General features: G+C 43.8%; 24 protein-coding genes and 1 riboswitch. Of the genes, 10 read left to right on the top strand and 14 right to left on the bottom strand.

What is annotated here, in order from left to right:
• Nucleotides 1-24: 24 nt before the first annotated feature.
• Together dusC and rhlE are read right to left on the bottom strand one after the other, a co-directional pair.
• Nucleotides 25-981, bottom strand: a complete 957-nt coding sequence (gene dusC, locus FE394_RS00545; protein WP_319924456.1) for a tRNA dihydrouridine(16) synthase DusC — start codon at nt 979-981, stop codon at nt 25-27.
• A 3-nt stretch (nt 982-984) separates the two neighbouring features.
• Nucleotides 985-2,457 carry an ATP-dependent RNA helicase RhlE gene (gene rhlE, locus FE394_RS00540; RefSeq protein ID WP_319924455.1) on the bottom strand — a complete coding sequence of 491 codons (1,473 nt, stop codon included), beginning with the start codon at nt 2,455-2,457 and terminating at the stop codon, nt 985-987.
• Nucleotides 2,458-2,818: 361 nt separating this feature from the next.
• On the opposite strand from rhlE, the gene FE394_RS00535 reads away from it, so the two are divergent.
• The 5 genes from FE394_RS00535 to FE394_RS00515 all read left to right on the top strand — a co-directional run bounded on the left by FE394_RS00535 (nt 2,819) and on the right by FE394_RS00515 (nt 8,623).
• Nucleotides 2,819-3,496, top strand: a complete 678-nt coding sequence (locus tag FE394_RS00535) for a transcriptional regulator (RefSeq protein WP_319924454.1) — start codon at nt 2,819-2,821, stop codon at nt 3,494-3,496.
• A gap of 100 nt (nt 3,497-3,596) precedes the next feature.
• Nucleotides 3,597-4,604, top strand: a complete 1,008-nt coding sequence (hlyD, locus tag FE394_RS00530; protein ID WP_319924453.1) for a secretion protein HlyD — start codon at nt 3,597-3,599, stop codon at nt 4,602-4,604.
• 9 nt (nt 4,605-4,613) lie between these two features.
• Nucleotides 4,614-6,350 carry an ATP-binding cassette domain-containing protein gene (locus FE394_RS00525; RefSeq protein WP_319924452.1) on the top strand — a complete coding sequence of 579 codons (1,737 nt, stop codon included), beginning with the start codon at nt 4,614-4,616 and terminating at the stop codon, nt 6,348-6,350.
• Nucleotides 6,347-7,504: an ABC transporter permease gene (locus FE394_RS00520; RefSeq protein ID WP_319924451.1), complete on the top strand. Its 1,158-nt coding sequence runs from the start codon at nt 6,347-6,349 to the stop codon at nt 7,502-7,504. Before FE394_RS00525 ends, FE394_RS00520 begins: the two co-directional genes overlap by 4 nt.
• A 12-nt stretch (nt 7,505-7,516) precedes the next feature.
• Nucleotides 7,517-8,623 (top strand): ABC transporter permease, encoded by a 1,107-nt coding sequence (locus FE394_RS00515; protein WP_319924450.1) that lies wholly within the window; start codon nt 7,517-7,519, stop codon nt 8,621-8,623.
• Nucleotides 8,624-8,720: 97 nt separating this feature from the next.
• Here the strand turns inward: FE394_RS00515 and FE394_RS00510 are convergent, their stop codons facing one another.
• Nucleotides 8,721-9,917: an MFS transporter gene (locus FE394_RS00510; protein WP_319924449.1), complete on the bottom strand. Its 1,197-nt coding sequence runs from the start codon at nt 9,915-9,917 to the stop codon at nt 8,721-8,723.
• Nucleotides 9,918-10,067: 150 nt separating this feature from the next.
• Between FE394_RS00510 and FE394_RS00505 the strand changes: the two genes are divergently transcribed.
• On the top strand, nt 10,068-10,655 hold the full coding sequence (locus FE394_RS00505; RefSeq protein WP_319924448.1) for a TetR/AcrR family transcriptional regulator: 588 nt from the start codon (nt 10,068-10,070) through the stop codon (nt 10,653-10,655).
• Nucleotides 10,656-10,760: 105 nt separating this feature from the next.
• Complete coding sequence (locus FE394_RS00500) at nt 10,761-10,919, top strand: hypothetical protein (protein ID WP_319924447.1); 159 nt, start codon at nt 10,761-10,763, stop codon at nt 10,917-10,919.
• Between the two features lie 140 nt (nt 10,920-11,059).
• Here the strand turns inward: FE394_RS00500 and FE394_RS00495 are convergent, their stop codons facing one another.
• The 5 genes from FE394_RS00495 to moaA all read right to left on the bottom strand — a co-directional run bounded on the left by FE394_RS00495 (nt 11,060) and on the right by moaA (nt 14,157).
• Nucleotides 11,060-11,770 carry a Bax inhibitor-1/YccA family protein gene (locus FE394_RS00495; protein WP_319924446.1) on the bottom strand — a complete coding sequence of 237 codons (711 nt, stop codon included), beginning with the start codon at nt 11,768-11,770 and terminating at the stop codon, nt 11,060-11,062.
• A 172-nt stretch (nt 11,771-11,942) separates the two neighbouring features.
• Nucleotides 11,943-12,395, bottom strand: coding sequence for a molybdopterin synthase catalytic subunit MoaE (moaE, locus tag FE394_RS00490; RefSeq protein ID WP_319924445.1), 453 nt, complete (start codon nt 12,393-12,395; stop codon nt 11,943-11,945).
• A 2-nt stretch (nt 12,396-12,397) separates the two neighbouring features.
• On the bottom strand, nt 12,398-12,643 hold the full coding sequence (gene moaD, locus FE394_RS00485; protein WP_319924444.1) for a molybdopterin synthase sulfur carrier subunit: 246 nt from the start codon (nt 12,641-12,643) through the stop codon (nt 12,398-12,400).
• Nucleotides 12,640-13,119, bottom strand: coding sequence for a cyclic pyranopterin monophosphate synthase MoaC (gene moaC, locus FE394_RS00480; RefSeq protein ID WP_319924443.1), 480 nt, complete (start codon nt 13,117-13,119; stop codon nt 12,640-12,642). The genes moaD and moaC overlap by 4 nt, the downstream gene beginning before the upstream one ends.
• A 57-nt stretch (nt 13,120-13,176) precedes the next feature.
• Nucleotides 13,177-14,157 (bottom strand): GTP 3',8-cyclase MoaA, encoded by a 981-nt coding sequence (gene moaA / locus FE394_RS00475; RefSeq protein WP_319924442.1) that lies wholly within the window; start codon nt 14,155-14,157, stop codon nt 13,177-13,179.
• A riboswitch (molybdenum cofactor riboswitch) is annotated at nt 14,147-14,303 on the bottom strand. It overlaps the preceding gene by 11 nt.
• Nucleotides 14,304-14,608: 305 nt before the next feature.
• Here moaA and yvcK point away from each other — a divergent pair.
• Nucleotides 14,609-15,517 (top strand): uridine diphosphate-N-acetylglucosamine-binding protein YvcK, encoded by a 909-nt coding sequence (gene yvcK / locus FE394_RS00470; protein WP_319924441.1) that lies wholly within the window; start codon nt 14,609-14,611, stop codon nt 15,515-15,517.
• A gap of 92 nt (nt 15,518-15,609) precedes the next feature.
• On the opposite strand, the gene uvrB is transcribed toward yvcK, so the two are convergent.
• From uvrB to bioB, 6 genes are all read right to left on the bottom strand, one after another.
• The gene (uvrB, locus tag FE394_RS00465; protein WP_319924440.1) at nt 15,610-17,637 is read right to left on the bottom strand and encodes an excinuclease ABC subunit UvrB; all 2,028 of its coding nucleotides are present in this window, start codon (nt 17,635-17,637) and stop codon (nt 15,610-15,612) included.
• A complete protein-coding gene (locus FE394_RS00460; RefSeq protein WP_319924439.1) occupies nt 17,597-17,878 on the bottom strand; it encodes a hypothetical protein in 282 nt (93 codons plus the stop codon). Before FE394_RS00460 ends, uvrB begins: the two co-directional genes overlap by 41 nt.
• A gap of 432 nt (nt 17,879-18,310) precedes the next feature.
• On the bottom strand, nt 18,311-18,994 hold the full coding sequence (gene bioD, locus FE394_RS00455) for a dethiobiotin synthase (protein WP_319924438.1): 684 nt from the start codon (nt 18,992-18,994) through the stop codon (nt 18,311-18,313).
• Complete coding sequence (gene bioC / locus FE394_RS00450) at nt 18,984-19,757, bottom strand: malonyl-ACP O-methyltransferase BioC (RefSeq protein ID WP_319924437.1); 774 nt, start codon at nt 19,755-19,757, stop codon at nt 18,984-18,986. The genes bioD and bioC overlap by 11 nt, the downstream gene beginning before the upstream one ends.
• A complete protein-coding gene (bioF, locus tag FE394_RS00445; protein WP_319924502.1) occupies nt 19,741-20,892 on the bottom strand; it encodes an 8-amino-7-oxononanoate synthase in 1,152 nt (383 codons plus the stop codon). Before bioF ends, bioC begins: the two co-directional genes overlap by 17 nt.
• Nucleotides 20,892-21,932 carry a biotin synthase BioB gene (gene bioB, locus FE394_RS00440; protein WP_319924436.1) on the bottom strand — a complete coding sequence of 347 codons (1,041 nt, stop codon included), beginning with the start codon at nt 21,930-21,932 and terminating at the stop codon, nt 20,892-20,894. The genes bioF and bioB overlap by 1 nt, the downstream gene beginning before the upstream one ends.
• A gap of 95 nt (nt 21,933-22,027) precedes the next feature.
• On the opposite strand from bioB, the gene bioA reads away from it, so the two are divergent.
• Together bioA and FE394_RS00430 are read left to right on the top strand one after the other, a co-directional pair.
• Nucleotides 22,028-23,296, top strand: coding sequence for an adenosylmethionine--8-amino-7-oxononanoate transaminase (gene bioA / locus FE394_RS00435; RefSeq protein ID WP_319924435.1), 1,269 nt, complete (start codon nt 22,028-22,030; stop codon nt 23,294-23,296).
• 214 nt (nt 23,297-23,510) lie between these two features.
• Entirely contained in the window at nt 23,511-24,077 is a 567-nt protein-coding gene (locus tag FE394_RS00430; RefSeq protein WP_319924434.1) for a hypothetical protein, read from the top strand.
• Nucleotides 24,078-24,238 lie beyond the last annotated feature (161 nt).

The following is a 24,238-nucleotide window of genomic DNA, read 5'->3' as shown; positions in this document are numbered from 1 at the left end:
ATTACAACCCTGCCGTCTTACTGTTTATACATTAACAATATTTTTATTGGCTACCCAAGAGATAACATTAGAAATATCTGATGAGGTTTTTAATGCCCTGATCTGCATAAATAATTCATCAGCTTGATCGTATTCTTTCCGTAAATATCCCAACCACTGTTTGATACGGCCAACGTGATACAACCTCGGTGCATCCAGCTTTTCCAGATAAGTATATTTTTGCAACAGATTAAGCACTTCGTCCCATGACATTCTTGGTTCGTTATATTTAATCACCCGACTCAAGTTTGGGATATGCAATGCGCCACGTCCTATCATGACAGCATCACATCCTGTCGTTTTGATGCACTCCTGAGCACTCCGCCAATCCCAGATTTCACCATTGGCAATCACAGGAATAGAGAGACGACGCCGGATTTCGCCAATCGCTTCCCAATTGATGAGTTCTGCTTTGTAACCATCTTCTTTGGTTCGTCCATGCACCGCTAATTCAGTTGCGCCTGCCTGCTGGACAGCATCTGCAATCTCAAACTGACGTGATCCGGAATCCCATCCCAGACGAACCTTTACCGTTACCGGTAAATGTGCAGGCACAGCTTCACGCATGGCTTTAGCACCAAGGTAGATAAGTTCAGGATCTTTCAATAACGTCGCCCCTCCACCACTGCCATTTACTGCCTTGGACGGACAGCCACAGTTTAGGTCAACACCCCATGATCCTAATTCAACCGCTCTGGCTGCGTTTTCTGCCAACCATTCTGGATATTGCCCTAAAAGCTGGATTCTGACTGGTGTTCCTGATGATGTACGACTCTGGTGATACAATTCAGGACACAACCGGTAAAAAGCCTTTACCGGTTGTAAGCTGTCAACCACTCGCAGGAATTCTGTGATACAAAGGTCGTAATCGTTGACTTCACTCAACAATTCCCTGACCAGAGAGTCCAGAACACCTTCCATTGGAGCCAGCAAAACACGCATTGATTAATCTCTTGATGTTGTGGTACGTGGTGCTTTAGTTGTGTTGCGTTGACGCGATGGCGCCCCCTGACTACGCGGACGATCACCATTTTGGCTAGCTTGGTTTGGTTTCGAATGACCTTGTTTACCATTGCTGCGTTGACTTTGAGATTGTTCACTACGTGAATGATTATCGCGAGAGCCGCTACCCCAAGGACTGTTTCCATTGGAATCGTTATCACGAGAACGGCTATTACGTGAGCTGTTCCCCCGAGAACTGTTTCCATGAGAACTGTTTCCACGCGGGCTGTTACCACGATCATTGCGTCCGTTCTGAATTGGCTCAGCCTTGATGGAAGGATCAGGTTCATAACCCGGGAGCGCAATGCGTGGAATTTCCCGTTTCAACAATCGCTCAATATCTTTCAGCAATTTGTGTTCATCAACACATATCAGTGATATCGCTTGTCCTGTCGCATCCGCACGGCCCGTTCGACCAATCCGGTGAACATAATCTTCTGCAACGTTCGGTAATTCATAGTTGACTACATGGGGCAATTGGTCGATATCCAATCCACGGGCAGCGATATCCGTCGCTACCAATGCACGGATTTGTCCCGTTTTAAAATCAGCCAGTGCACGGGTTCTTGCACCTTGACTCTTGTTACCGTGGATAGCTGCGGCAGTCACTCCATCTTTATTCAGTTGTTCTGCCAGCCGGTTCGCTCCGTGTTTGGTACGCGTGAATACCAATACTTGCTGCCAGTTCTGACTGCCTATCATGTGGGAAAGCAATTCGCTTTTGCGTTTTTTGTCTACAAAATGGATTGATTGAGCAATCTGTTCAGATGCAGAGTTACGACGAGCGACTTCGACACTCACCGGATCATGCAGCAACTTATTGGCAAAGCCCTTGATTTCATCAGAGAAAGTTGCGGAGAACAGAAGATTCTGGCGTTTTGCCGGTAACTTGTTTAATACCCGACGAATGTCATGAATAAAGCCCATGTCCAGCATACGGTCAGCTTCATCAAGGATCAGAATTTCAACGCGGGAAAGATCCACTGCGTTTTGATGTTCCAAATCCAGCAAACGTCCCGGTGTTGCGACCAGAATATCCACGCCGCCACGTAATTTCATCATTTGCGGATTGATGCTGACACCACCAAATACCACAAACGAACGCAATCCGAGATACTTGCTGTAATTACGTACATTTTCACCTACCTGAGCCGCCAGCTCACGGGTTGGTGTCAAAATCAATGCCCTGACCGGACGACGATTTTTTGCCTGAATCGGGGATTCACTCAAGAGTTGCAGAATAGGCAAAGTAAATCCTGCTGTTTTCCCCGTTCCTGTCTGGGCGCTGGCCAACAGATCTTTTCCGGAAAGTACAACAGGAATGGCCTGCTGCTGAATAGGGGTAGGTTCCGCATAGCCTTGTTCTTCAACGGCACGCAAAATATCAGCTTTTAAGCCGAGTGATTCAAAATTCATAAATAAGAAATACTCCAGACTTCACCATTCCTGATATCAATTCAGGGCAGTTTTATGGGAAGAAAACAGACGCGATAAACGCAAAGAAATTACACAAACTGCAATGCACCATTAGGTGGGGGATTATAACAGATATGTTTTTCCAAGCAGACTCAAAAAAGACAATTATTCACGTAAAAGAGCTGATTGAAGACAATTATCTTTGGGTCTTAATCAAAAAAAGCAAATTATTTTTTATTACTGTCTATTAAAAAGACAATTTGTGTCGGCTTTACATCTAGTTACTTTAGTTTTAAAGTTAATCATACGATTGATATATTTACGACACTCGGAAATTCTTTGTAACAGGAAATATTCTAACATGGCAGCAAAGACGGCTCAAACCTCACGAGGCGAACAAGCCAAACAGCAACTCCTTGAAGCAGCGATCGAAATTTTTGGTAAATCAGGTTTGGATGGTGCGACTACCCGCAATATCGCCCAACATGCACAACAGAATATTGCCGCCATTGCTTATTATTTTGGCTCTAAAGAAGGATTATACCTCGCTGTCGTGCAACATATTGCCGATAGGCTAAAATCAGAGTTTTCTCCCTTAATTAAAGCAATTGATCATTTTTTTGCCGAAACACCAAAACCCTATCCACAAGAACAAATATTGACATTTATCCATCAAGGAATGGTTAGCTACAACCGCCTGATTTTTGAAAAAAGCAGTATCAATATCAGTCGCATCATGTCGCATGAGCAGCTAACGCCAACAGAGGCTTACAATGTCATGCATGAACAAGGACTGGCACCGATTTATTCCCGTCTGAATAAGTTAATTGCCAATTATATTGGTGCTGATGAAAACGAAATTTCAACCCAGATCCACACTCATGCCCTATTGGGTGAAATCCTCTCTTTCCGTCTGGCCCGGGAAGCCTTATTGCGCCAGACAGGCTGGGATAATATTGGCGCTAAAGAATATGAATTAATCAATCAAGTTTTATCTCAACATATCAATTTATTGCTCGATGGATTAAGAAAGAAGTAACGCAGGAAACAATATATATCCAATGGATTCCAGGTTGCAGCCAACAACGTCGCAACTTGAAAGGCGCCGGATATAAATCGAACAAGACAGAAGGGATAGTATGAACAGTAAAAAGTTTGCTCTTGCCCTATTGGTGCTCATTGTTGTTATCAGTGCTGTTGTTGGTATCTATTATTATCAGGAACAAAATCGCAGGGAATTAACCCTGTATGGCAATGTCGATGTCAGAACTGTCAATCTTGGTTTTCGGGTTGCCGGTAAGCTGGCAAACTTACAAGTAGATGAAGGGGATGCCATTAATGCCGGACAGCTACTCGGTCATCTTGATGATGCTCCCTTTATCAATGCCCTGAATCAAGCCAAAGCTGCCCAAGATGTTGCCAAAGCTAATCTTGCCAAATCCGAAGCTGGTTATCGTAGCGAAGAAATCGCCCAGGTACGTGCCGAAGTCTCTCAAAAAGAGTCGGCATTCCGCTTTGCTGATAGTTTTCTGAAACGCCAGCAAGGATTGTGGCAGAGCAAAACCATCTCAGCCAATGATCTGGAAAATGCCAGAACCGGACGCAATCAAGCACTGGCAGCTTATCAGGCAGCAAAAGATAAATTACGCCAGTTCGAAACCGGTTATCGCATAGAAGAAATTGCGGCTGCCAAAGCTCAGTTGGCTCAAGCAGACGCTGCCGTAGCACAAGCTGAGCTCAACATAAAAGATACTCAGCTCACCTCTCCATCAACCGGTGTGATCCTGACACGAGCCATTGAACCGGGCACGATGCTGGCGGCCGGAAATACTGTTTTTACCCTGTCATTAACTAATCCTGTCTGGATCAGAGCATACATCGATGAACCCAACCTGAATCAAGCAACCGCAGGACGGGAAATTCTGATTTATACCGATGGACGAAAAAACCAGCCCTATCATGGCAAAATCGGTTTTGTTTCTCCGACTGCCGAATTCACTCCCAAAAATGTTGAAACGCCGGATTTAAGAACCGATTTGGTCTATCGCTTGCGGGTTATTGTCCTTGACCCGGATGAAAGTCTGAAACAAGGAATGCCAGTCACCCTGCGCTTTGCTGATTCAAGTTCTACTGAAGTAAATAAGTAAGGTGATAACATGACCAGTTCAGCCTATACGATAAAACTGAACGGCGTGGAGAAAACCTTTCCAGGATTGGACGCTCCTGCTGTATCTCACCTACAGGCAGAAATTCAGGGTGGATCAGTTACAGGTCTTGTCGGTCCGGATGGGGCTGGAAAAACCACGTTGATACGTATGTTGGCCGGATTATTGAGGCCTGATAGCGGCAATATTGAAATCATGGGACTTGATCCCATCAAGGACAGCATTCAAGTCCGTTCTGAACTCGGCTACATGCCACAAAAATTCGGTTTATATGAAGATTTAACCGTGATGGAAAATCTCACTTTATATGCCGATCTGCGTGGTGTACTTGGTGAAGAACGCAAAGCTACATTTCAAAAATTACTGACCTTCACAGATTTAACCCGTTTTACTGAACGATTGGCCGGAAAATTGTCCGGAGGCATGAAACAAAAATTAGGGCTGGCTTGTACGTTATTGGGTAGCCCGAAAGTTTTGTTGCTTGATGAACCCGGTGTCGGCGTTGATCCCATCGCCCGCCGTGAATTATGGCAAATGGTACACGAACTCGCCTCCGAGGGTATGTTAATCCTGTGGAGTACCTCTTATCAGGATGAAGCTGAGTTATGCCGTGATGTTTTGCTCATGAATCATGGTCAGTTGCTCTATCGCGGTCAACCGCAAAATTTGACTAAAAATATTGCGGGCAGATCTTTTTTGCTTGATGTCAAACCCGACGCTCGTCGCAAAATGCTGCAACATGTTCTTACCCTGCCCCAAGTGACCGATGGTGTGATTCAGGGAAAATATGTCCGTCTGATCTTAAAAGCAGAGGCGGATAAAAACGAATTACTCCGGCAAACAGGGCTATCTGAAGCCAATATCTTCGATGCGGAACCTCGTTTCGAAGATGCTTTTATTGATTTATTGGGTGGAGGCCCGTCCCATCGTTCGGCATTGGCTGAAATTATGCCCCAAATCCCGCCAAATCCGACAGAAACCGTGATTGAAGCCTGTAACCTGACCAAAAAATTCGGGGATTTTGCCGCCACCGATGATGTGGATTTCCAAGTGAAGCGAGGAGAAATTTTTGGCTTGCTGGGGCCAAATGGAGCAGGAAAATCCACGACTTTCAAAATGATGTGTGGACTGATGATCCCCACATCAGGCAGTGCACTGGTTCTGGATATGGATTTAAAAACCAGCTCTGGCAAGGCTCGCGAACGTCTTGGTTATATGGCTCAGAAGTTTTCGCTGTATGGCAACCTGACTGTTGAGCAGAATCTGAAATTCTTTTCCGGGGTTTACGGACTGAAAGGCCGGCGTCAGCAAGAAAAGATGACCGATATGATCAGTGCTTTTAATCTCGAACCCATTTTGGGTCAAAAAACGGATAGTCTTCCACTCGGCTTTAAACAGCGCCTTGCCCTTTCCTGCGCCTTGATGCACGAACCTGACATTTTGTTTTTGGATGAACCGACTTCAGGTGTCGATCCTCTGACCCGCCGAGAATTCTGGTTACATATCAATGGAATGGTAGATAAAGGTGTTACTGTGATGGTCACCACTCATTTTATGGATGAAGCAGAGTACTGTGATCGGATCGGGCTGGTATTTAGAGGCAAATTGATTGCGGCAGGAACCCCCGATGAGCTGAAACAATTGGTCGCCACTGATGAGCGTCCTAATCCTTCCATGGAAGATGCGTTTATCGATCTCGTAGTGAATTACGATAAGGAGCCGCAATGAGTCACCCTGAACATGCAGCCCAGAAAGCAGTCAGTTTCTCATGGCGTCGATTAAAAGCCCTTTGCATCAAAGAGACGAAGCAGATTATCCGTGATCCCAGCAGTACCTTGATTGCGGTGGTGATCCCTTTGATGCTGCTATTTATTTTTGGCTATGGCATTAACCTTGATTCCAGCAAACTTCGTCTTGGTATTCTGATGGAGCAGCAAAGCGAAGATGCCCGTGAATTAGTACATGCGTTTACAGGTTCGCCTTATATTGATGCGACGATCAGCGACGATCGTCAGTTCTTAATCAAAAAAATGCAGGAAAACCAAATTCGGGGCATCATTGTAATCCCGGTGAATTTTGATGCCCAACTTGCCCGTGCAGATAGTCATGCTCCTATTCAGGTGATAACCGATGGCAGCGAACCCAATACCGCCAACTTTGTTCAGGGCTATACCAAAGGTATCTGGCAAATCTGGCTTCAGCAACGAGGGCAGGATCGTGGCGTTTCAACTACACCACTAATCGATACACAAATCCGCTACTGGTTTAATCCCGCAGCCATTAGCCAACATTTTCTTATACCCGGTGCAGTATCTATCATTATCACCGTGGTTGGCGCAATCCTTACCTCGCTCGTAGTTGCCCGTGAATGGGAGCGCGGGACGATGGAAGCCCTGCTCTCAACCCAAGTTACCCGAACAGAATTACTGCTCGCCAAATTATTGCCCTATCAAGCACTGGGATCTTTTGTCATGGTGCTTTGCATGGTATTTGCAGTTTTTGTGCTGGGCGTTCCCTATCGCGGCTCACTCTGGATCTTGGCGTTGGTTTCCAGTCTCTATCTCGCGACGGCTTTAGGTATGGGGCTGCTAATCTCCACCCTGACACGAAATCAGTTCAATGCAGCGATGATTTCCCTCAATGCCGCTTTTTTGCCTGCCATTATGTTATCCGGCTTTGTTTTTGAAATAGACAGTATGCCCGTGCTTATTCAGGCTTCTACTTATGTCGTCCCTGCACGTTATTTTGTCAGTGGCTTACAGACGCTCTTTCTGGCCGGGAATATCGGTACGGTGTTGATCACCAATATTCTCCTGCTAATTGCCAGCTCCATCGTCTTTATCGGCCTGACTGCGTGGAAAACCCGCCGGCATCTGGATTAAAAGGGAAATAGCATGTTTTATCGTCTGTATACGCTAATCATGAAAGAGTTGCAGTCTCTATTAAGAGAGCCGCAAACACGAAATATTTTGATCTTGCCCGTGATTCTGCAAATGATTCTGTTTCCGTGGGCTGCCACACTGGAAGTCAAAAATGCCACCATTGCGATTTATAATGAGGATAAAGGGCAAGCCTCTATTGAGTTAACCCAACGGCTGGCGAAATCAAAAGCATTTCCTGATGTCATTTTACTGACCAGTTCGCAAGAGATCCGTCCTACTCTGGATGATCGCAAAGCTTTGCTATTAGTCCGCTTTCCACAGAATTTCAGTGCCAATATTGCCAATCATAACCCAACCTCAATTCAAGTTTTGCTGGACGGGCGTAATTCAAATAGTGCCCAGATTGCTGCTAACTATATCCAACAAATTGTGATGGATTACCAGAAACAATTATTGGGAGATTCTCCCCGTTTCAATAATAGTGAGCTAGTCATTCGTAACTGGTATAACGCCAATTTGGATTATAAATGGTTTGTCGTACCGTCACTGGTTGCCATGATTACCACCATCGGCGTTCTGATTGTCACGGCACTGTCCGTTGCCCGTGAACGGGAACAGGGAACGCTGGATCAATTGCTGGTTTCTCCACTGGCAACATGGCAAATATTCCTCGGTAAAGCTATTCCCGCATTAGTTGTGGCGACCATGCAGGCAACCATTGTTCTGCTGATTGGTACATTGTTTTATCAAATCCCCTTCGCAGGTTCATTATTGTTATTTTATGGCTGCATGTTGATTTATGGCTTATCTCTGGTTGGTTTCGGTTTGCTGATTTCTGCGGTCTGCTCCACCCAACAACAGGCTTTTATCGGCGTGTTTGTCTTCATGATGCCCGCAATCCTGCTCTCTGGGTATATTTCTCCGGTGGAAAATATGCCCGTCTGGTTACAGGACATCACGTGGATTAATCCGATTCGGCATTTTACGGATATCACTAAACAGATTTATTTGAAAGGCGCTGATTTGTCAGTAATTTGGCCGAATTTATGGCCATTGTTGGCAATTACTGCAACGACGGGTGGGATCGCTTATCGACTGTTCCGCAGTAAAATTGCTTGATTGAAGCTAAAACCAGACAAAAAAGAGAGCGATATTTAACAAAATATGCTCTCTTTCCCAACTTCTGTTTTCTCAAAAAAAATAGAAAAAAATGAATTTAGGTCAGGCGCTGAATACTATTAGGTTGCATCAATCTATAACCACAAACAGATGCCAAAAATACGACAATGCCTGCAACCAGCGTAATAATAAAGCCCGCTTGAATACCCATTTCATCGACCACCCATCCGGCAAGTGAAGCACCAAAAGCAACGCCAATACCTAACCCTGTGATCACCCAAGTCAGACCTTCAGTCAAATTATGGGAAGGTACTGTATTTTCCACTAATCCCATCGCAATAATCATTGTCGGAGCAAAAAACAATCCAGAAACAAATATTATCGCTGCAAGTGTCAAAATATCGAAGGCCAGCAATAGCGGCACAGTCGTCAACATTGTCGCCAATGCTGCAAACATAAACATACGGGGTAAAGGAACCGCTATTTTAATTGCACCAAATACCAATCCTGCAAAACAAGAACCAATGGCATATGCTGACAGAACAATGCTTGCAGCAGCAGGTTGCCCTTGTCGCTCGGCGAAAGCCACACTGATGACATCAATAGTCCCGACAATTGTACCCAATGCGATTAGTGATAAAACCAATATTTGTACAGAAGGTATTTTCAAAACAGTGGCGGTATTTGCTATTGCATGTGGATGTACAGGAGGCTCGGTTTGTTTTTGTGATATGAACACCATGACTCCGATAGCCAATAAGAGTGCAGCCACTAGTGGTCCGGCTTCCGGTGCTACAACCACACTTAATCCAACAGAAATCGGAGGACCGATAATGAAACAGATTTCATCCAAAACCGTCTCAAAAGAAAAAGCGGTATGCAGACGTGGATCATCCCGATAGATTTCGGACCATCTCGCCCTGACCATCGCAGGCATACTTGGCATCCCACCGGATAAAGCGGCAAAAACAAATAATGTCCAATTCGGCGCCTGAAAATGAGTGCAAAGTAAAAGGATGAACATTGAGATAACACTAAACGCAGTCACGTAAGGCAATATTTTACTTTGTCCAAAACGATCTACCATCCGTGAAATTTGCGGAGCCAATATCGCCATAGAAAAAGTGAACGTAGCAGCAACAGCCCCGGCAATCCAGTAAGATCCTTTCAATTGCGAGAGCATGGTAATAATTCCTATCCCTGCCATAGAAATTGGCATTCGTGCAATCAATCCGGCACTAGAAAATGCCAATGCGCCGGGTGTACTAAACAACTCTTTGTACGGATTTGCCATAAATACTCCTGAGTAACCTATGAAGTCAGCATATTTATAAAATCAAAAATTTCCAGAAACTTACATACGAGACGTATGCAAAGTTAATTGACATACGCTATATATGTCAATTATAAAAATCGAACTGCATAAATTTGGAGTTAAGAAGAGATGGTACGTAAATCCAGAACTGAAATGATTGAAGCAACCCGACGAAAATTGATTGAAACTGCACGCCAACAATTTGGTACGGTAGGATATGCAAATACTGTGATGGATGACCTGACCGCTAAAGCAGGAATGACACGGGGTGCTCTGTATCATCATTTCGGGGATAAAAAAGGGCTGTTTCTTGCCGTACTGCAACAAATTGATGCAGAAATGGATGGCCGCCTGACAGAAATCTCAATGCATGAAACAGATACTTGGACAGTATTCACCGGTCGCTGTCATGCATACTTAGAAATGGCCATAGAACCAGAAATACAACGGGTTGTCCTATGTGACGCATCTTCTGTTTTGGATGCCGAACAGTTACAAGATGCCAGATTACAATGTATTGCTTCAATCGCAGCGATGTTAAATACACTAATGGAAAAAGGTCAGATTACACCGACTTCTCCACATATTCTGGCTCGATTAATTAATGGAGGTTTGATGGATGCCGCTTTGTGGATCGCCAAAAGCCAACAGCCAGACAAAGCCTTGTCTGAAGCATTAAATTCCCTTGATGTTTTACTGAATGGGTTAAAAAAATAATAAAATCAATGGAATAAATTTTTTTAAATAAAAAAGTTATCATCCTCCATAAAGAAATAAGTAAAAATGGATTTTATACAGCACAGTTAATATAAGGATAACAATATGTCTATAGAAAACATTATCCGAAATGCGTTAACTCATACAAGAAATTTATTTAATTTAAAAAATGAAAATAAACTTTATAGAGAGACTGAACGATTAAAATTATCAGAACCTAAACGTCAATTTTATTCACTGGAAAATCGGAAAGTTACCAATTAATGGATAATGGTACTCTATATAATATACAAAGAACATGTAGATTTTACCCCACACCACCTACCATGAAACATTATTAATTCCTATAAAAAACCCTGCCTTAGCAGGGTTTTTTATTCATAAATGATTCGGTATATCGGCAACTACCGACGATCACCCAGAATACGCAGCAACATCAGGAACAGGTTAATGAAGTCAAGATACAGAGTCAGTGCGCCGGTAATAGAGTATCTGCGCAGGTTCTCTTTATCGTTAACATCCAGTTCTTCACCCATTTCTTTCAGTTTCTGGGTGTCATATGCAGTCAGACCTGCAAAAACCAGAACACCAATATAGGTGATTGCCCACATTAACGCCGGGCTTTTCAGCCAGATGTTTAACAAAGAAGCCAGAACGATACCGATAAGCCCCATAAACAGGAAGCTACCCATACCACTCAGGCTGCGTTTGGTGGTATAGCCATAAACACTCAATGCACCAAACATGCCCGCAGAAACCACAAATGTGCTGGCAATAGAACCACTAGTATATTTCACAAAGATAATGGAAAGTGTTAGCCCGGTTAGCAACGAATACAGCATGAACAAGCCTGTTGCCAATGTTCCACTCATTTTATGAACCAGACCAGACAGCACAAACACCAGTGCAAGCTGCGCAATGATCAATCCATAAAAAACAATGGAGTTACTGAAAATGGTGTCTGAAATCTCAGGAGTATTTGCCACATACCATGCAACAAATGCAGTTAGCAACAGACCACAAGTCATCCAGCCATAGACTTGCGCCATATATGTTTGTATACCAGAACCAGTTTTCTGGACAATCGAATCATTAGAACGTTGATATCGATCCATGATGATTACCTTTTCATAATAATGTTTAAGGATTAAGATTGTTTAAAAATAAACAATCTATACAAAAGTTATACATTAGCATAGAACATTAACAAAGCCATCCGCCAATTAATGGCAATTTTAGTGACATATTATTTATCTATCCAGTTTTCGAGGTAGTCCACAGAATGATCTACCAGCGATTTACTGCGTCCTGATCGCTCTGCCTCGTCTCGACCCAACGCTCACCTCCCGAAAGGGATTCTTTTTTCCAGAATGGGGCTTTGGTTTTCAGGTTGTCCATGATGAATTCTGCCGCCATAAAAGCCATGCTGCGATGAGCGCTGGTGACACCAACAAAAACGATTTCATCTCCCGGATACAGCTCACCAATGCGATGGATAATATTGATACGTTGCAGAGACCAACGTTGGCGGGCCTCATCAGCAATGTCCTGCAACATTTTTTCCGTCATGCCGGGATAGTGTTCAAGCGTCAGCGCGTTGACGTTATCTCCCAAGTTATGATTGCGGACTTTGCCTGTAAAAGTTACAACAGCACCATCTTCATCACACTGTGAGAGCCACTGATATTCATCGCCAACATTAAATATCTCACGTTGAACACAAATCCGCGTGTTTCCCATGATTATCCTCCCGTAACCGGCGGGAAGAAAGCCACTTCATCACCATCATTCAAAGGATGCCCGGCATGGACAAAAGACTGGTTAACCGCCGCCAGTAGTTTGCCTTCTTCCAGTGCCAATGCCCATCGCTCACCTTTTTCAGTCAGTGCATCGCGAAGATGTGCAACCGTTGAATAATCATTCGGCAGTTCGAGTGAATCCACCCCCACCAGCTCACGGACTTGAGCGAAAAACAGTACCTTTATCATGCTTCCACCTTAAAATCCCCTGATTTACCACCACTTTTTTCCAACAACCGCACAGGCCCGATAACCATATCTTTTTGCACGGCTTTACACATATCATAAATCGTCAGCGCTGCCACAGATGCCGCTGTCAACGCCTCCATTTCCACGCCTGTTTTTCCTGTCAAACGACAGCAAGATTCGATTCTGACACGATTGTGTTCTGTTTGCGCTTCCAGTTGGACTTCTACTTTACTGAGCAACAGTGGATGGCAAAGCGGGATTAACTCCCAAGTCCTTTTTGCTGCCTGAATACCTGCAATACGAGCAGTCGCAAAAACATCACCTTTATGGTGATCACCAGCAACAATCATGGCCAGTGTTTCAGCCTGCATTGCAACAAATGCTTCTGCCCTGGCCTCACGCACAGTTTCAGATTTGGCAGAAATATCCACCATATGAGCTTCACCCGCAGTATTAATATGGGTTAATTGGGGCATTTTTTACTCCTGAAAATAAAACATAAATAAAACATAAATAAAACATAAATAGTGCAATTAACCGCCAATAAAAGAAAGATTGGGAGTAATCCCACTGTCACCCTGATGTAAAAAGTGAGTTTCACGTTTATGACGTAAACCACCCTGAATCCGTAACTTCAGATCATCAAGCGATGCATCATCAGATAACAAATCACGCAATGGAATACCTTGCTCACCAAACAAGCACAAGTGAAGATGACCAATTGCAGACACTCTTAAGCGATTGCAACTTTGGCAAAAATCTTTTTCATACGGCATGATAAGACCAATTTGTCCCTGATAATCAGGATGATGAAAAACTTGGGCGGGTCCGTCACTGCGTTCGCGTTGCTGCTGCTGCCAGCCTTGTTGCAGCAACTGTTGACGGATAACCTCACCCGAAAGATGATGACGATGAAAAATGTCACTACCTTCCCCCGTCTCCATCAATTCAATGAAACGCAATTGGATTGAGCGATTTTTAATCCAGTCAAGAAAAGCAGGCAAGTTGGTATCATTCACATTCTTCATCAACACTGCGTTGACTTTCACGGTGTTAAATCCGGCTTCAAATGCCGCATCAATGCCGCGCATAACCTGAAAAAATTTATCCTGACCAGTAATAGCGTGGAATTGTCGAGGATCGAGGCTATCAACGCTGACGTTAATTGCTGTCAATCCTGCCTTTTTCCATTGAGATACGTCCCGTTCCATTCGATAACCATTGGTTGTGACAGCAATTTTTTTTATCTGCGGATTTTCGTGAACTACTGCAACAATATCGCAGAAATCACGACGCATGGTTGGCTCTCCTCCTGTCAGGCGGATTTTCTCTGTGCCAAGTTCAGCAAATGCGCGACCAATGCGTCCAATTTCTGGCAGGGAAAGAAACGATTTATGGCCATGAGGCCGGTATCCATCAGGCAGGCAGTATGTGCAACGGAAGTTACACACATCTGTAATAGATAACCTCAAATAATAAAATTTACGCGAGAATGCATCGACAAGTTGTTCCACAATAACACCTTCCAAGTACGGGAGATGCAGGTATTTCTACCTTGCATCCCGGTGGCTCAGGAGCCACGGCCAGAGCATCATATCAATGTGGTATCCATTTGATAGAACAGCGACTTAGACACAGAGGCTAGGAGTTAATATCAATTAAATTTTTATGTGAACTTTTATGTGAACTTTTATGTGAATAGCTACGAGAGTAGCGATATGCTCGGCAAAGATTCTAACGCTTAAGATAAAAAAAAGCGAATAACAACCCCGATATATATCTTATTATACAGCTAGTTAACTGTACGTTATGACACCAGATTATGACTGTGTTTCCAGACTGTTTCTCAACAATACCAAGTAAATACCACACAAAACCACAGTCATTTCTGAAAGAAGCATATTTTATGATAGATTACATCGGTTTTATTAAAGCTCTTTACGTTTAGCCAGTAACAGGAACCTTATGCGAAATCGCACATTAGCTGATTTGGATCGCGTTGTCGCCCTCGGAGGCGGTCATGGACTCGGACGTGTTATGTCTTCTCTTTCATCTCTCGGAGCCCGCCTGACAGGTATTGTCACGACAACCGACAATGGTGGCTCAACCGGAAGAATACGCCGCTCAGAAGGAGGGATAGCATGGGGAGATATGCGTAACTGTCTCAATCAGTTAATCACAGAACCGACTGTCGCATCTGCCATGTTTGAGTACCGATTCAGTGGTAATGGTGAGCTGGCTGGGCATAATCTGGGTAATTTGATGTTGAAGGCGCTGGATCACTTAAGTGTCCGTCCTCTTGAGGCAATCAATCTGCTCCGCAATTTACTGAAAGTTAATGCGCATTTGATCCCGATGTCAGAGCAATCCGTTGATTTAATGGCTGTGGATGATCAAGGCAATACTATTTATGGCGAAGTGAATATCGATCAACTCCATTCTGTGCCACAAGAGTTATCACTTTATCCCCATGTCAGTGCCACGAAAGAAGCATTGGATGCCATCGAACAGGCAGATTTGATTCTGATCGGCCCCGGCAGTTTTTTCACCAGTCTGATGCCGTTGCTATTATTGGAAGATTTAACCCAGTCTCTGCGCCGCAGTAACGCGAACATGATTTATATCGGGAATCTGGGGAAAGAACTTAGTCATGCCGCTGCCGGATTGTCGTTAAAAGATAAACTTGGGATCATGGAAGATAAGATTGGGCGCAAGATGATTAATGCGCTTATCGTCGGCCCATCGACTGATATCAGTCCTTTCAGTGACCGGATTGTGATGCAGCAAGTTTTGGAAGCTCAGGATATTCCCTATCGCCATGACCGTGAATTATTGCGGCAGGCGATAGAGAGCACTCTGCAAAAACTGGGGTGATGACCTTTTTCAGATAATTATTTTATCTCTCCCAGATAGAGAGCGAAATTATTTACTCCCTATATTCACTCTCTATCTGGCGTTTATCCTACTCAGGAATTAGCAATAAATTGCGCCCGCAATGCCTGTACCTGATCACGGATGTTAGCCGCCTGCTCAAATTCAAGATCCCGTGCATGCTGGTACATTTTATCTTCCAGTTCACGGATTTTATTCTCCAGCTCTTTCGCTGACAGCTTACGGTAATCATCCATATCCAAGTCAACGTTACTTTTCCCTTTATTTTTTCCTTTTCCATTGACCGGTTGACCAATTTTCAGGATATCGCCAATTTTCTTATTCAAGCCTTTCGGCACGATACCGTGTTCTTCGTTAAATGCCTGCTGTTTGGCTCGACGGCGCTCGGTTTCCCCGATGGCTTTTGCCATAGAATCCGTAATCCTGCCACCATACAAAATCGCCTTGCCATGCAGGTTACGCGCCGCTCGTCCGATAGTCTGGATAAGCGAGCGCTCTGAGCGGAGGAAACCTTCTTTGTCAGCATCTAAAATAGCAACAAGCGAAACCTCCGGCATATCCAAGCCCTCGCGCAGCAAGTTAATGCCAACCAGAACGTCAAACTCACCTAAACGCAGATCACGGATAATTTCCACACGTTCAACAGTATCAATATCGGAATGGAGATAACGCACCCGCTCACCATGCTCCTCCAAATATTCCGTCAAGTCTTCCGCCATCCGCTTGGTTAAAGTGGTTACCAGCACACGCTCATTTTTCGCTGCACGGATACGGATCTCAGACAGCAGATCATCAACTTGAGTCGCAACAGGACGAACTTCAATTTCTGGATCAATCAGCCCCGTCGGACGCACAACCTGTTCAACGATTTCATCACCGGACTTTTCCAACTCATAGCGACCGGGGGTTGCTGAAACATAGATCGTCTGTGGTGCCAACGCCTCGAACTCCTCAAAGCGCAATGGCCGATTGTCCAACGCTGATGGCAGACGAAAACCGTATTCCACCAGCGTTTCTTTGCGGGAACGGTCGCCACGGTACATACCGCCAATCTGTGGAATAGTCACATGGGATTCGTCTACCACCAATAATCCATCTGCCGGAAGGTAGTCAAATAGTGTTGGAGGTGGTTCACCCTCAGTACGCCCGGACAGGTAACGGGAGTAGTTCTCAATACCTGAGCAATAACCCAACTCATTCATCATTTCGAGATCGAATTGTGTTCGCTGGCTGATGCGTTGTTCTTCCAACAATTTATCTGACGCCAACAATATCTTGCGTCGTTGCTCCAATTCAACTTTGATCTCTTCCATCGCCTGAAGAATACGTTCACGCGGTGTAACATAGTGAGTTTTAGGATAGATGGTATAACGCGGTACATTAAACTGAACCTGACCTGTCAGCGGATCAAACAGGGAAAGGCGTTCTACTTCGTCATCAAACAACTCAACACGCAACGCATGTTCATTTGATTCTGCGGGGAAAATATCAATGACTTCACCACGTACCCGGAATGTGCCACGCTGAAAAGCCTGATCATTGCGGCTATATTGCAACTCAGCCAGACGACGCAAGATAGCGCGTTGGTCAATGAACATGCCATCAGATAAGTGAAGCATCATTTTCAGATAGCTATCGGGATCACCCAAGCCATAAATCGCGGAAACGGAAGCGACCACGACAACATCACGACGTTCTAACAATGCTTTTGTTGCCGACAAACGCATTTGTTCGATATGTTCATTCACCGACGCATCTTTTTCGATAAAAGTATCAGAACTGGGCACATAGGCTTCTGGTTGGTAGTAATCATAGTAAGAAACGAAATATTCCACCGCATTCTCAGGGAAAAACTCTTTCATTTCGCTATAAAGCTGTGCCGCCAATGTTTTATTGGGAGCAAGAACCATAGTAGGACGGTTCAAGTTTGCGATAACATTGGCTATCGTAAACGTTTTACCTGAACCCGTTACCCCGAGAAGTGTTTGATGGGCCAAACCATCCTCCAGCCCTTCCTGTAATTGACTGATGGCCGATGGCTGATCGCCTGCCGGTTCAAAATCAGAGTGCAACTTGAATGCCTTGCTCGTTTCTTTGTTCATTTTCCCCATGCCTATCTGTACGCTGACAAAACTCTTTAATGATACTGGATAAAAAAACAGCTTCAAGTGAAGCTGGCAAAATTAATCTTGTTTTTCTTTTCACGGAAGCTAAAGAGGTACTCAAAGGAATATCTAAAGGAAGACCTGAATAAATAATAGAGAGCCAGCATGACCGACCGCACAGTGACATTAACTTTTTGTTAACATTATTAATGACTATTTTTATCCCCAGATAATGCACTTGCTTTTTCCGATTTTTGTATTAGCTACTGAAATGATAAAGCACCGAATGGCAGAGGGATATGGAAAGAGATTGCTTTTATTTAACGCGTTGATTCAAATAAATAAAATATTCAAGGAGAGAATAACAGCAAATCTTGCGCAAGCCGCGTGTTATCTTGCGTGGGGATACTTTTCTAAAACTAATGCACAAGGTTATCCACAGTAATAGTGGATAACTCAACAAACCCTATTAGATATGGGAAGTTGCGGAGTTATCCTCGTTCATGAATTTTTTCGATAGCAGAATATTTTTATCCCGTTTTGGGATTAATTCACATTATTTATTGTTTAAAAACAGCTCAATAATTGTTGAAAAGAGCCATTTTTTGCAGAAAAAGAATGATTCAACAGCCATTTCATTCCGTTATTTTAGCTAACTCAAAGTAAACAATTAGTTAACCAATGAATCAATGTTTATATATTCCCCAATGTTATTATTAATGTACATCTCGCTTAAATGGGGAATAATGCCCAGTAAAGGTGCCGGGATCATGCGCACCAATGTCTCCAGATACGCGGTCTGACGTTTACCCGCTGGCTCAATTTCATTAGCCACCCAGCCCACCAATTTCAATCCCGCATGTTGAATAGCTTTTGCCGTTAATATTGCATGGTTAATACAACCTAATTTAACGCCTACTGTCAAAATCACAGGTAAGTTTTCCTGAATAACCCAGTCAGCAAAAGTGGTATTTTCCGACAATGGCGTATACCAGCCTCCCGCGCCCTCAACTAAAATCCAGTCAGATTTTTCTGCCAATACAGCTAACCCCTGTGATAATACTGAAAAATCAATCGGCTGATTCAGTTCCGCGCTCACAATATGAGGCGATGTAGGCTCAATAAATACCAATGGATTCACTTCCTGATAAGTCAATGGCACCACACTATTACGCTGTAAGGCGAGTGCATCACTATTGCGAATCCCTTCCGCTGTCATTTCGCTACCCGATGCCACTGGTTTATAACCCGCAGTCTGATATCCTTTTTTATTCGCCGCTTGCAGCAAAGCACAACTGACAACCGTTTTACCTACTTCAGTATCGGTTCCAGTCAGAAAATATTTATTTGTCACAATAAATAACTCCAAAAATAATTTGATAGCTTAATGGGTAATTTCCGTTATTACGTGGATATGCTTCAGCAAGTAAGTTCAGACGTTTTCTGGTCATCAAACCCTGCCGACGACCGTGATGAAGGTGAGTCGCTCCTATTCCTTTAAGAGAGTTCAGTAAAGGAAGAAGTTGCGGATAATGTTGACAATATTGTCGGCTCATGACCTGATGCCGATAAGGCTCACACGCTTGTTTAATCACTTTCAACGGCAGAAATTGATTAATGTGCCGATAATCATCTACACGCTCCCATGCTGTTTCCAGCTCATGCAGTGAACCCTGAGCAAGTGTAGAGAAAACAATAAGACCACCGGGACGGGTGACGCGATAAAACTCGTTTAATGTACCGGACAAATCATTACACCATTGCACCGTCAGATTGCTGAAACAGATATCGACGCTGCTATCGGCCAATCCCAAATGTTCAATATCCCCTTGCAGATAATAGTCAGCAACTTGCTGTCCCTGAGCATGGCTCAGCATACCGGCAGACAAATCGAGGGCGATGACTTGTTTACCCTGTTGTTTCCAGCGAGAGCTAAAAAAACCTGTCCCGCATCCCGCATCCAATACCCGTATACCGATATTTTCTGCCTGTGCCAGTTCCATCAAGTACTCGCCGGTTTGCTGTTGCAATTTAGCTATAGTGTCATATCTGGAAGCAGCACGACCAAAGGCACCAGCAATTGCTTGTTTATCCACGGATTTAACAGCCAGTTCCATGCAGTGCCTCCAGTAATACATCAATATCTTGTCGTGTGTGACTTGCGGTCAGTGTAATGCGCAAACGGGCACTGTCAGGGGGAACAGTCGGCGGGAGTATTGCTTTGACCCACACTTTTTTCTGCCTGAGTGTATGGGATAACGCAATACAACGTTCATTATCACCAACAATTAACGGCTGAATAGCCGTTTCTGAATCCATGAGTTTAAAAGGCAGGTGCCGCGCTTCATGGCGAAAATAGCGAATATTGTTTCGCAATGCGTTACGCAACTCATCCCCAGCCCTGATTTGTCGTACAGCTTCAGAAAGTGCAACGGCCTGAGCCGGTGGCATTGAGGTGCTGTAAATCAGGTGTCGGGCGTATTGCAGTAGATATTCTGCGGTAGGCTCATCACACAAAACCGCCGCTCCGCTCAATCCAAACGCTTTACCAAAAGTGACAACCAGAATCTCCGGTTTGATATTTTGTGCCCAACAACTACCACGTCCTTCATCACCAATAATTCCGATGCCGTGGGCATCATCCACCATCAGCCAGCTTTCTGTGTTTTTTGCCTGTTGCGCAACATATTCAAGCGGCGCACAATCGCCATCCATGCTAAAAACACCTTCCGTTATCACCAACGTTTTACCTGAGCACTTTTTTAGCAAGTGTTGCCGCAAGGAGTCCATATCGTTATGCAGAAAACGCCGAAGCTGGGCGGGAGAATACATGGCAGCTTCCATCAGCGAAGCATGGCTGAGGCGATCAGCAATGATGCGATCCTCTCTTTCCATCAACGCTGCAATGACGCCTTGATTCGCCGCATAACCAGAAATGAACAGTAAAGCACGAGAATATCCCAACCATTCAGCCAATTGCTGTTCCAGTACATAGTGTGCCGTTGTGTAACCCGTAACATGCCCCGAACCTCCACTGCCCACACCATATTGCTCAGCACCTTGCTGCCATGTCGCAATAATCTCAGGATGCTGACTCAATCCAAGATAGTCGTTGCCGGAAAAATTTAGGTATTGACCCTCTGAAGTGTACAATAAACGCCCATCAGAACCCTGATGGACTTGCCTGTTACGCCATAGCGAAGTTCCCCGACGTTCGGCCAAACGTCGGGAGAGAGAATCTGACCAGCCCATCATATTGCCGCGTTATAAAATTGTTCGTTATCAGCATGATGAATAATGGCTTCGGTCAGGTGCTGCTGCTGTTGATTATCACCGAATGCCGTCTTTGTCTGTTGAGGATTGATACCCAAGCGACGAAATAGCTGTAAGTCTTTATCTTCGTCTGGATTTGGTGTGGTCAGTAATTTACAGCCATAGAAAATGGAGTTGGCACCTGCCATAAAGCACATGGCTTGAGTCTGCTCATTCATCTGCTCACGTCCCGCAGATAAGCGGACATGGGATTTTGGCATCATGATCCGCGCTACGGCAATGGTGCGAATAAAGTCAAAAGGATCGACATCCTCATTATCTTCCAGTGGTGTTCCTTTTACTTTTACTAACATATTGATCGGCACACTTTCCGGCGGCTTCGATAAATTCGCCAGTTGTACCAATAGTGCTGCACGGTCGCGAATTTGCTCGCCTAATCCGACGATCCCACCAGAGCAAACTTTAATCCCTGCATCCCGAACATTATCCAACGTATCCAGCCGATCCTGATAGCTACGAGTGGTGATGATATTGCCGTAAAATTCTGGTGAGGTGTCCAAGTTATGGTTGTAGTAATCCAGACCCGCCTTTGCCAAACGCGCTGCCTGAGATTGATTCAACATTCCCAGCGTCATGCAGGTTTCCATTCCCAGTTCTTTGACTTCCTTTACCATCTTCTCCAAATACGGCATATCACGTTCATGTGGGTTCTTCCAGGCTGCTCCCATACAGAAACGAGTTGAGCCAGCATTCTTCGCCTTATGCGCTGATTCGATGACCTGTTCCACTTCCATCAACCGCTCTTTTTCCAAGCCAGTTTTATAACGGGAACTTTGTGGACAATATTTGCAATCTTCCGGGCAAGCACCGGTTTTTATCGAAAGCAGTGTACTGACTTGGACTTGCTGTGGATCAAAATGTTCACGGTGTATCTGCTGTGCCTGAAATAATAATTCAAAAAAAGGCTTATCAAACAGGTCTTGTGCCTGCTTGATAGTCCATTGTTGGCGCTCGCTCACAATAACATCTCCAATGTGAAAAATGTTGTCAGTTTAAATAACGCCGCTATCATGTCAACCAAAACGAACACAAAAAGGTTTACAACAAAGTTATTATGAACCCTTCAGATATTGAATTTGACCTGCGCCATATTTGGCATCCCTATACATCAATGACGAAGCCACTCCCTGCCTATCCCGTTATATCAGCAGCAGGCGTAGAGCTGGTTTTATCAGATGGCCGTAAACTGATTGATGGCATGTCTTCATGGTGGGCAGCCATTCACGGTTATAACCATCCGACTCTCAATGAAGCGGCTAAATCCCAAATCGACAAAATGTCTCATGTCATGTTTGGCGGTATAACCCATCCTCCTGCGGTAGAACTATGTAAGCAATTAGTTACAATGACACCTGATTCGCTGGAGTGCGTCTTTTTGGCGGATTCCGGTTCTGTTGCTGTAGAAGTTGCCCTAAAAATGGCGTTGCAATACTGGCAGGCCAGAGGGGAAAAGCGTCAACGTTTTCTGACATTACGTCATGGCTATCATGGCGACACATTTGGAGCCATGTCTGTCTGTGACCCAGACAATTCTATGCATAGCCTGTATAACGGCTATCTCCCTAACCATTTGTTTGCTGATGCCCCTCAATGCCAGTTTGATGATAAATGGCAACCGGAGGATATCAATTCTTTCAAACGATTATTGTTGCAATATCATGATGAAATCGCAGCCGTGGTTCTGGAGCCGATTGTGCAGGGCGCGGGTGGAATGCGGATTTATCATCCGGAGTATTTGCGTCAGGTTCGCCAGCTCTGTGATGAATATCAAATCCTGCTGATTGCAGATGAGATAGCGACCGGATTCGGGAGAACCGGCAAATTATTTGCCTGTGAACAGGCACAAATTGAACCGGATATTTTGTGCTTAGGTAAAGCGGTGACGGGGGGTTATATGACGTTATCAGCAACGCTGACTACCCGTCATGTCGCTGAAATAATCAGTCAGGGAGAAGCTGGCTGTTTTATGCACGGCCCGACTTTTATGGGAAATCCACTCGCTTGTGCCGTAGCCAGTGCCAGCCTGAAATTGCTTTCTGATAGCCCGTGGCAACAACGTATTCACTCAATTGAAACTCAGTTAAAAGCGGAGTTACTTCCTCTCAAGTCACACAATACCGTCGCGGATGTTCGGGTATTGGGCGCTATCGGTGTTGTAGAAATGAAACAACCGGTTAATGTTGCTGAATTACAGCGTCATTTTGTCCAACATGGTGTCTGGATCAGACCATTTGGTCGGCTAATTTATTTGATGCCACCTTATATTATTCAGCCTGAGCAGCTATCAAAACTAACAAATGCGATTGTTGGTGCAATAAATTAAATAATGACAGTCAGCATCTTATTAATGCTGACTGTCATTTTATAAAAAAATCTCTATATTAAAAATACCAACCATAAACAATTACATCAAAAAACACTGATAAATATTAATTATCATCTGATAAGAACTTTAAATCACTTTTTAAAAGGATTTTATGATATATTCAGAAAAAATTAAAACAGAAGTATAATTAACATTAAAGAAGGAAATAATCATGAATAAAAAAGAACTACCTTTACCCAGTAAAGAAGATATGCAAACTGCATTTGAATTATCGAATAAAATGCATGAAAAACAAAAATCCCACTATGAAACTGTTTCAAAAGAAAAACCTGAATTAGCACATCTATTTGTGAAGGACCCAAAAGTAGCTTCATTGTGTGGCTATGGAAATGGTATGTTAGAATATATTAGTGGTTATTTTAATATTAATACATATCGCCAGAATGGGGCTTATCCTTTCATTCAGATAACAGCTAATCCTGTTATGATTGGATATGAACCAAATGTTGGTCAGCCAACTTATTTTAATGGTTATATCCAAGGCGGATATGATATGCCTGAAGTTCATTTTGAAAACCTTTTTCTCGCGGGAACAGTACAGAACATAGGTTCAATTATAGGTGTTACGCTGAATATAGAATTATTCATTAACCCGGAAAATGTTACTCTGCGGCTTTTGGAAGGAAACCTTTACTTAGGTGATTTAGTTTCTATATATCAACATAATTTTCGTGCACCTATGCCTATTGAGTTTTTCGGAACAGGTTCTTTTTTATGATACAAGCAGTTTCATTAAAAGAGAGAAAAATATTCAAAATGTTAGATCACTTCCTTACTCCTCGCGCCATGAGGAGTAAGGCGTCTTTATGAGTGAAGTGTATTGCTATTATAAATTCTTATTTATATGATTTAGAATAAAGTTATCATAATAAACTCAAT

Origin of the sequence: Xenorhabdus littoralis, from assembly GCF_033949345.1 — a bacterium.
Taxonomy (GTDB): domain Bacteria; phylum Pseudomonadota; class Gammaproteobacteria; order Enterobacterales; family Enterobacteriaceae; genus Xenorhabdus; species Xenorhabdus littoralis.
This window is presented reverse-complemented; position numbering and strand designations above follow the sequence as displayed.

Excerpts from the sequence above, each read along its gene's own strand:
- dusC (WP_319924456.1), bottom strand. The coding sequence starts at position 981 with ATGCGTGTTTTGCTGGCTCCAATGGAAGGTGTTCTGGACTCTCTGGTC.
- rhlE (WP_319924455.1), bottom strand. The coding sequence starts at position 2,457 with ATGAATTTTGAATCACTCGGCTTAAAAGCTGATATTTTGCGTGCCGTT.
- FE394_RS00535 (WP_319924454.1), top strand. The coding sequence starts at position 2,819 with ATGGCAGCAAAGACGGCTCAAACCTCACGAGGCGAACAAGCCAAACAG.
- hlyD (WP_319924453.1), top strand. The coding sequence starts at position 3,597 with ATGAACAGTAAAAAGTTTGCTCTTGCCCTATTGGTGCTCATTGTTGTT.
- FE394_RS00525 (WP_319924452.1), top strand. The coding sequence starts at position 4,614 with ATGACCAGTTCAGCCTATACGATAAAACTGAACGGCGTGGAGAAAACC.
- FE394_RS00520 (WP_319924451.1), top strand. The coding sequence starts at position 6,347 with ATGAGTCACCCTGAACATGCAGCCCAGAAAGCAGTCAGTTTCTCATGG.
- FE394_RS00515 (WP_319924450.1), top strand. The coding sequence starts at position 7,517 with ATGTTTTATCGTCTGTATACGCTAATCATGAAAGAGTTGCAGTCTCTA.
- FE394_RS00510 (WP_319924449.1), bottom strand. The coding sequence starts at position 9,917 with ATGGCAAATCCGTACAAAGAGTTGTTTAGTACACCCGGCGCATTGGCA.
- FE394_RS00505 (WP_319924448.1), top strand. The coding sequence starts at position 10,068 with ATGGTACGTAAATCCAGAACTGAAATGATTGAAGCAACCCGACGAAAA.
- FE394_RS00500 (WP_319924447.1), top strand. The coding sequence starts at position 10,761 with ATGTCTATAGAAAACATTATCCGAAATGCGTTAACTCATACAAGAAAT.
- FE394_RS00495 (WP_319924446.1), bottom strand. The coding sequence starts at position 11,770 with ATGGATCGATATCAACGTTCTAATGATTCGATTGTCCAGAAAACTGGT.
- moaE (WP_319924445.1), bottom strand. The coding sequence starts at position 12,395 with ATGGGAAACACGCGGATTTGTGTTCAACGTGAGATATTTAATGTTGGC.
- moaD (WP_319924444.1), bottom strand. The coding sequence starts at position 12,643 with ATGATAAAGGTACTGTTTTTCGCTCAAGTCCGTGAGCTGGTGGGGGTG.
- moaC (WP_319924443.1), bottom strand. The coding sequence starts at position 13,119 with ATGCCCCAATTAACCCATATTAATACTGCGGGTGAAGCTCATATGGTG.
- yvcK (WP_319924441.1), top strand. The coding sequence starts at position 14,609 with ATGCGAAATCGCACATTAGCTGATTTGGATCGCGTTGTCGCCCTCGGA.
- uvrB (WP_319924440.1), bottom strand. The coding sequence starts at position 17,637 with ATGAACAAAGAAACGAGCAAGGCATTCAAGTTGCACTCTGATTTTGAA.
- bioC (WP_319924437.1), bottom strand. The coding sequence starts at position 19,757 with ATGGAACTGGCTGTTAAATCCGTGGATAAACAAGCAATTGCTGGTGCC.
- bioF (WP_319924502.1), bottom strand. The coding sequence starts at position 20,892 with ATGGGCTGGTCAGATTCTCTCTCCCGACGTTTGGCCGAACGTCGGGGA.
- bioA (WP_319924435.1), top strand. The coding sequence starts at position 22,028 with ATGAACCCTTCAGATATTGAATTTGACCTGCGCCATATTTGGCATCCC.
- FE394_RS00430 (WP_319924434.1), top strand. The coding sequence starts at position 23,511 with ATGAATAAAAAAGAACTACCTTTACCCAGTAAAGAAGATATGCAAACT.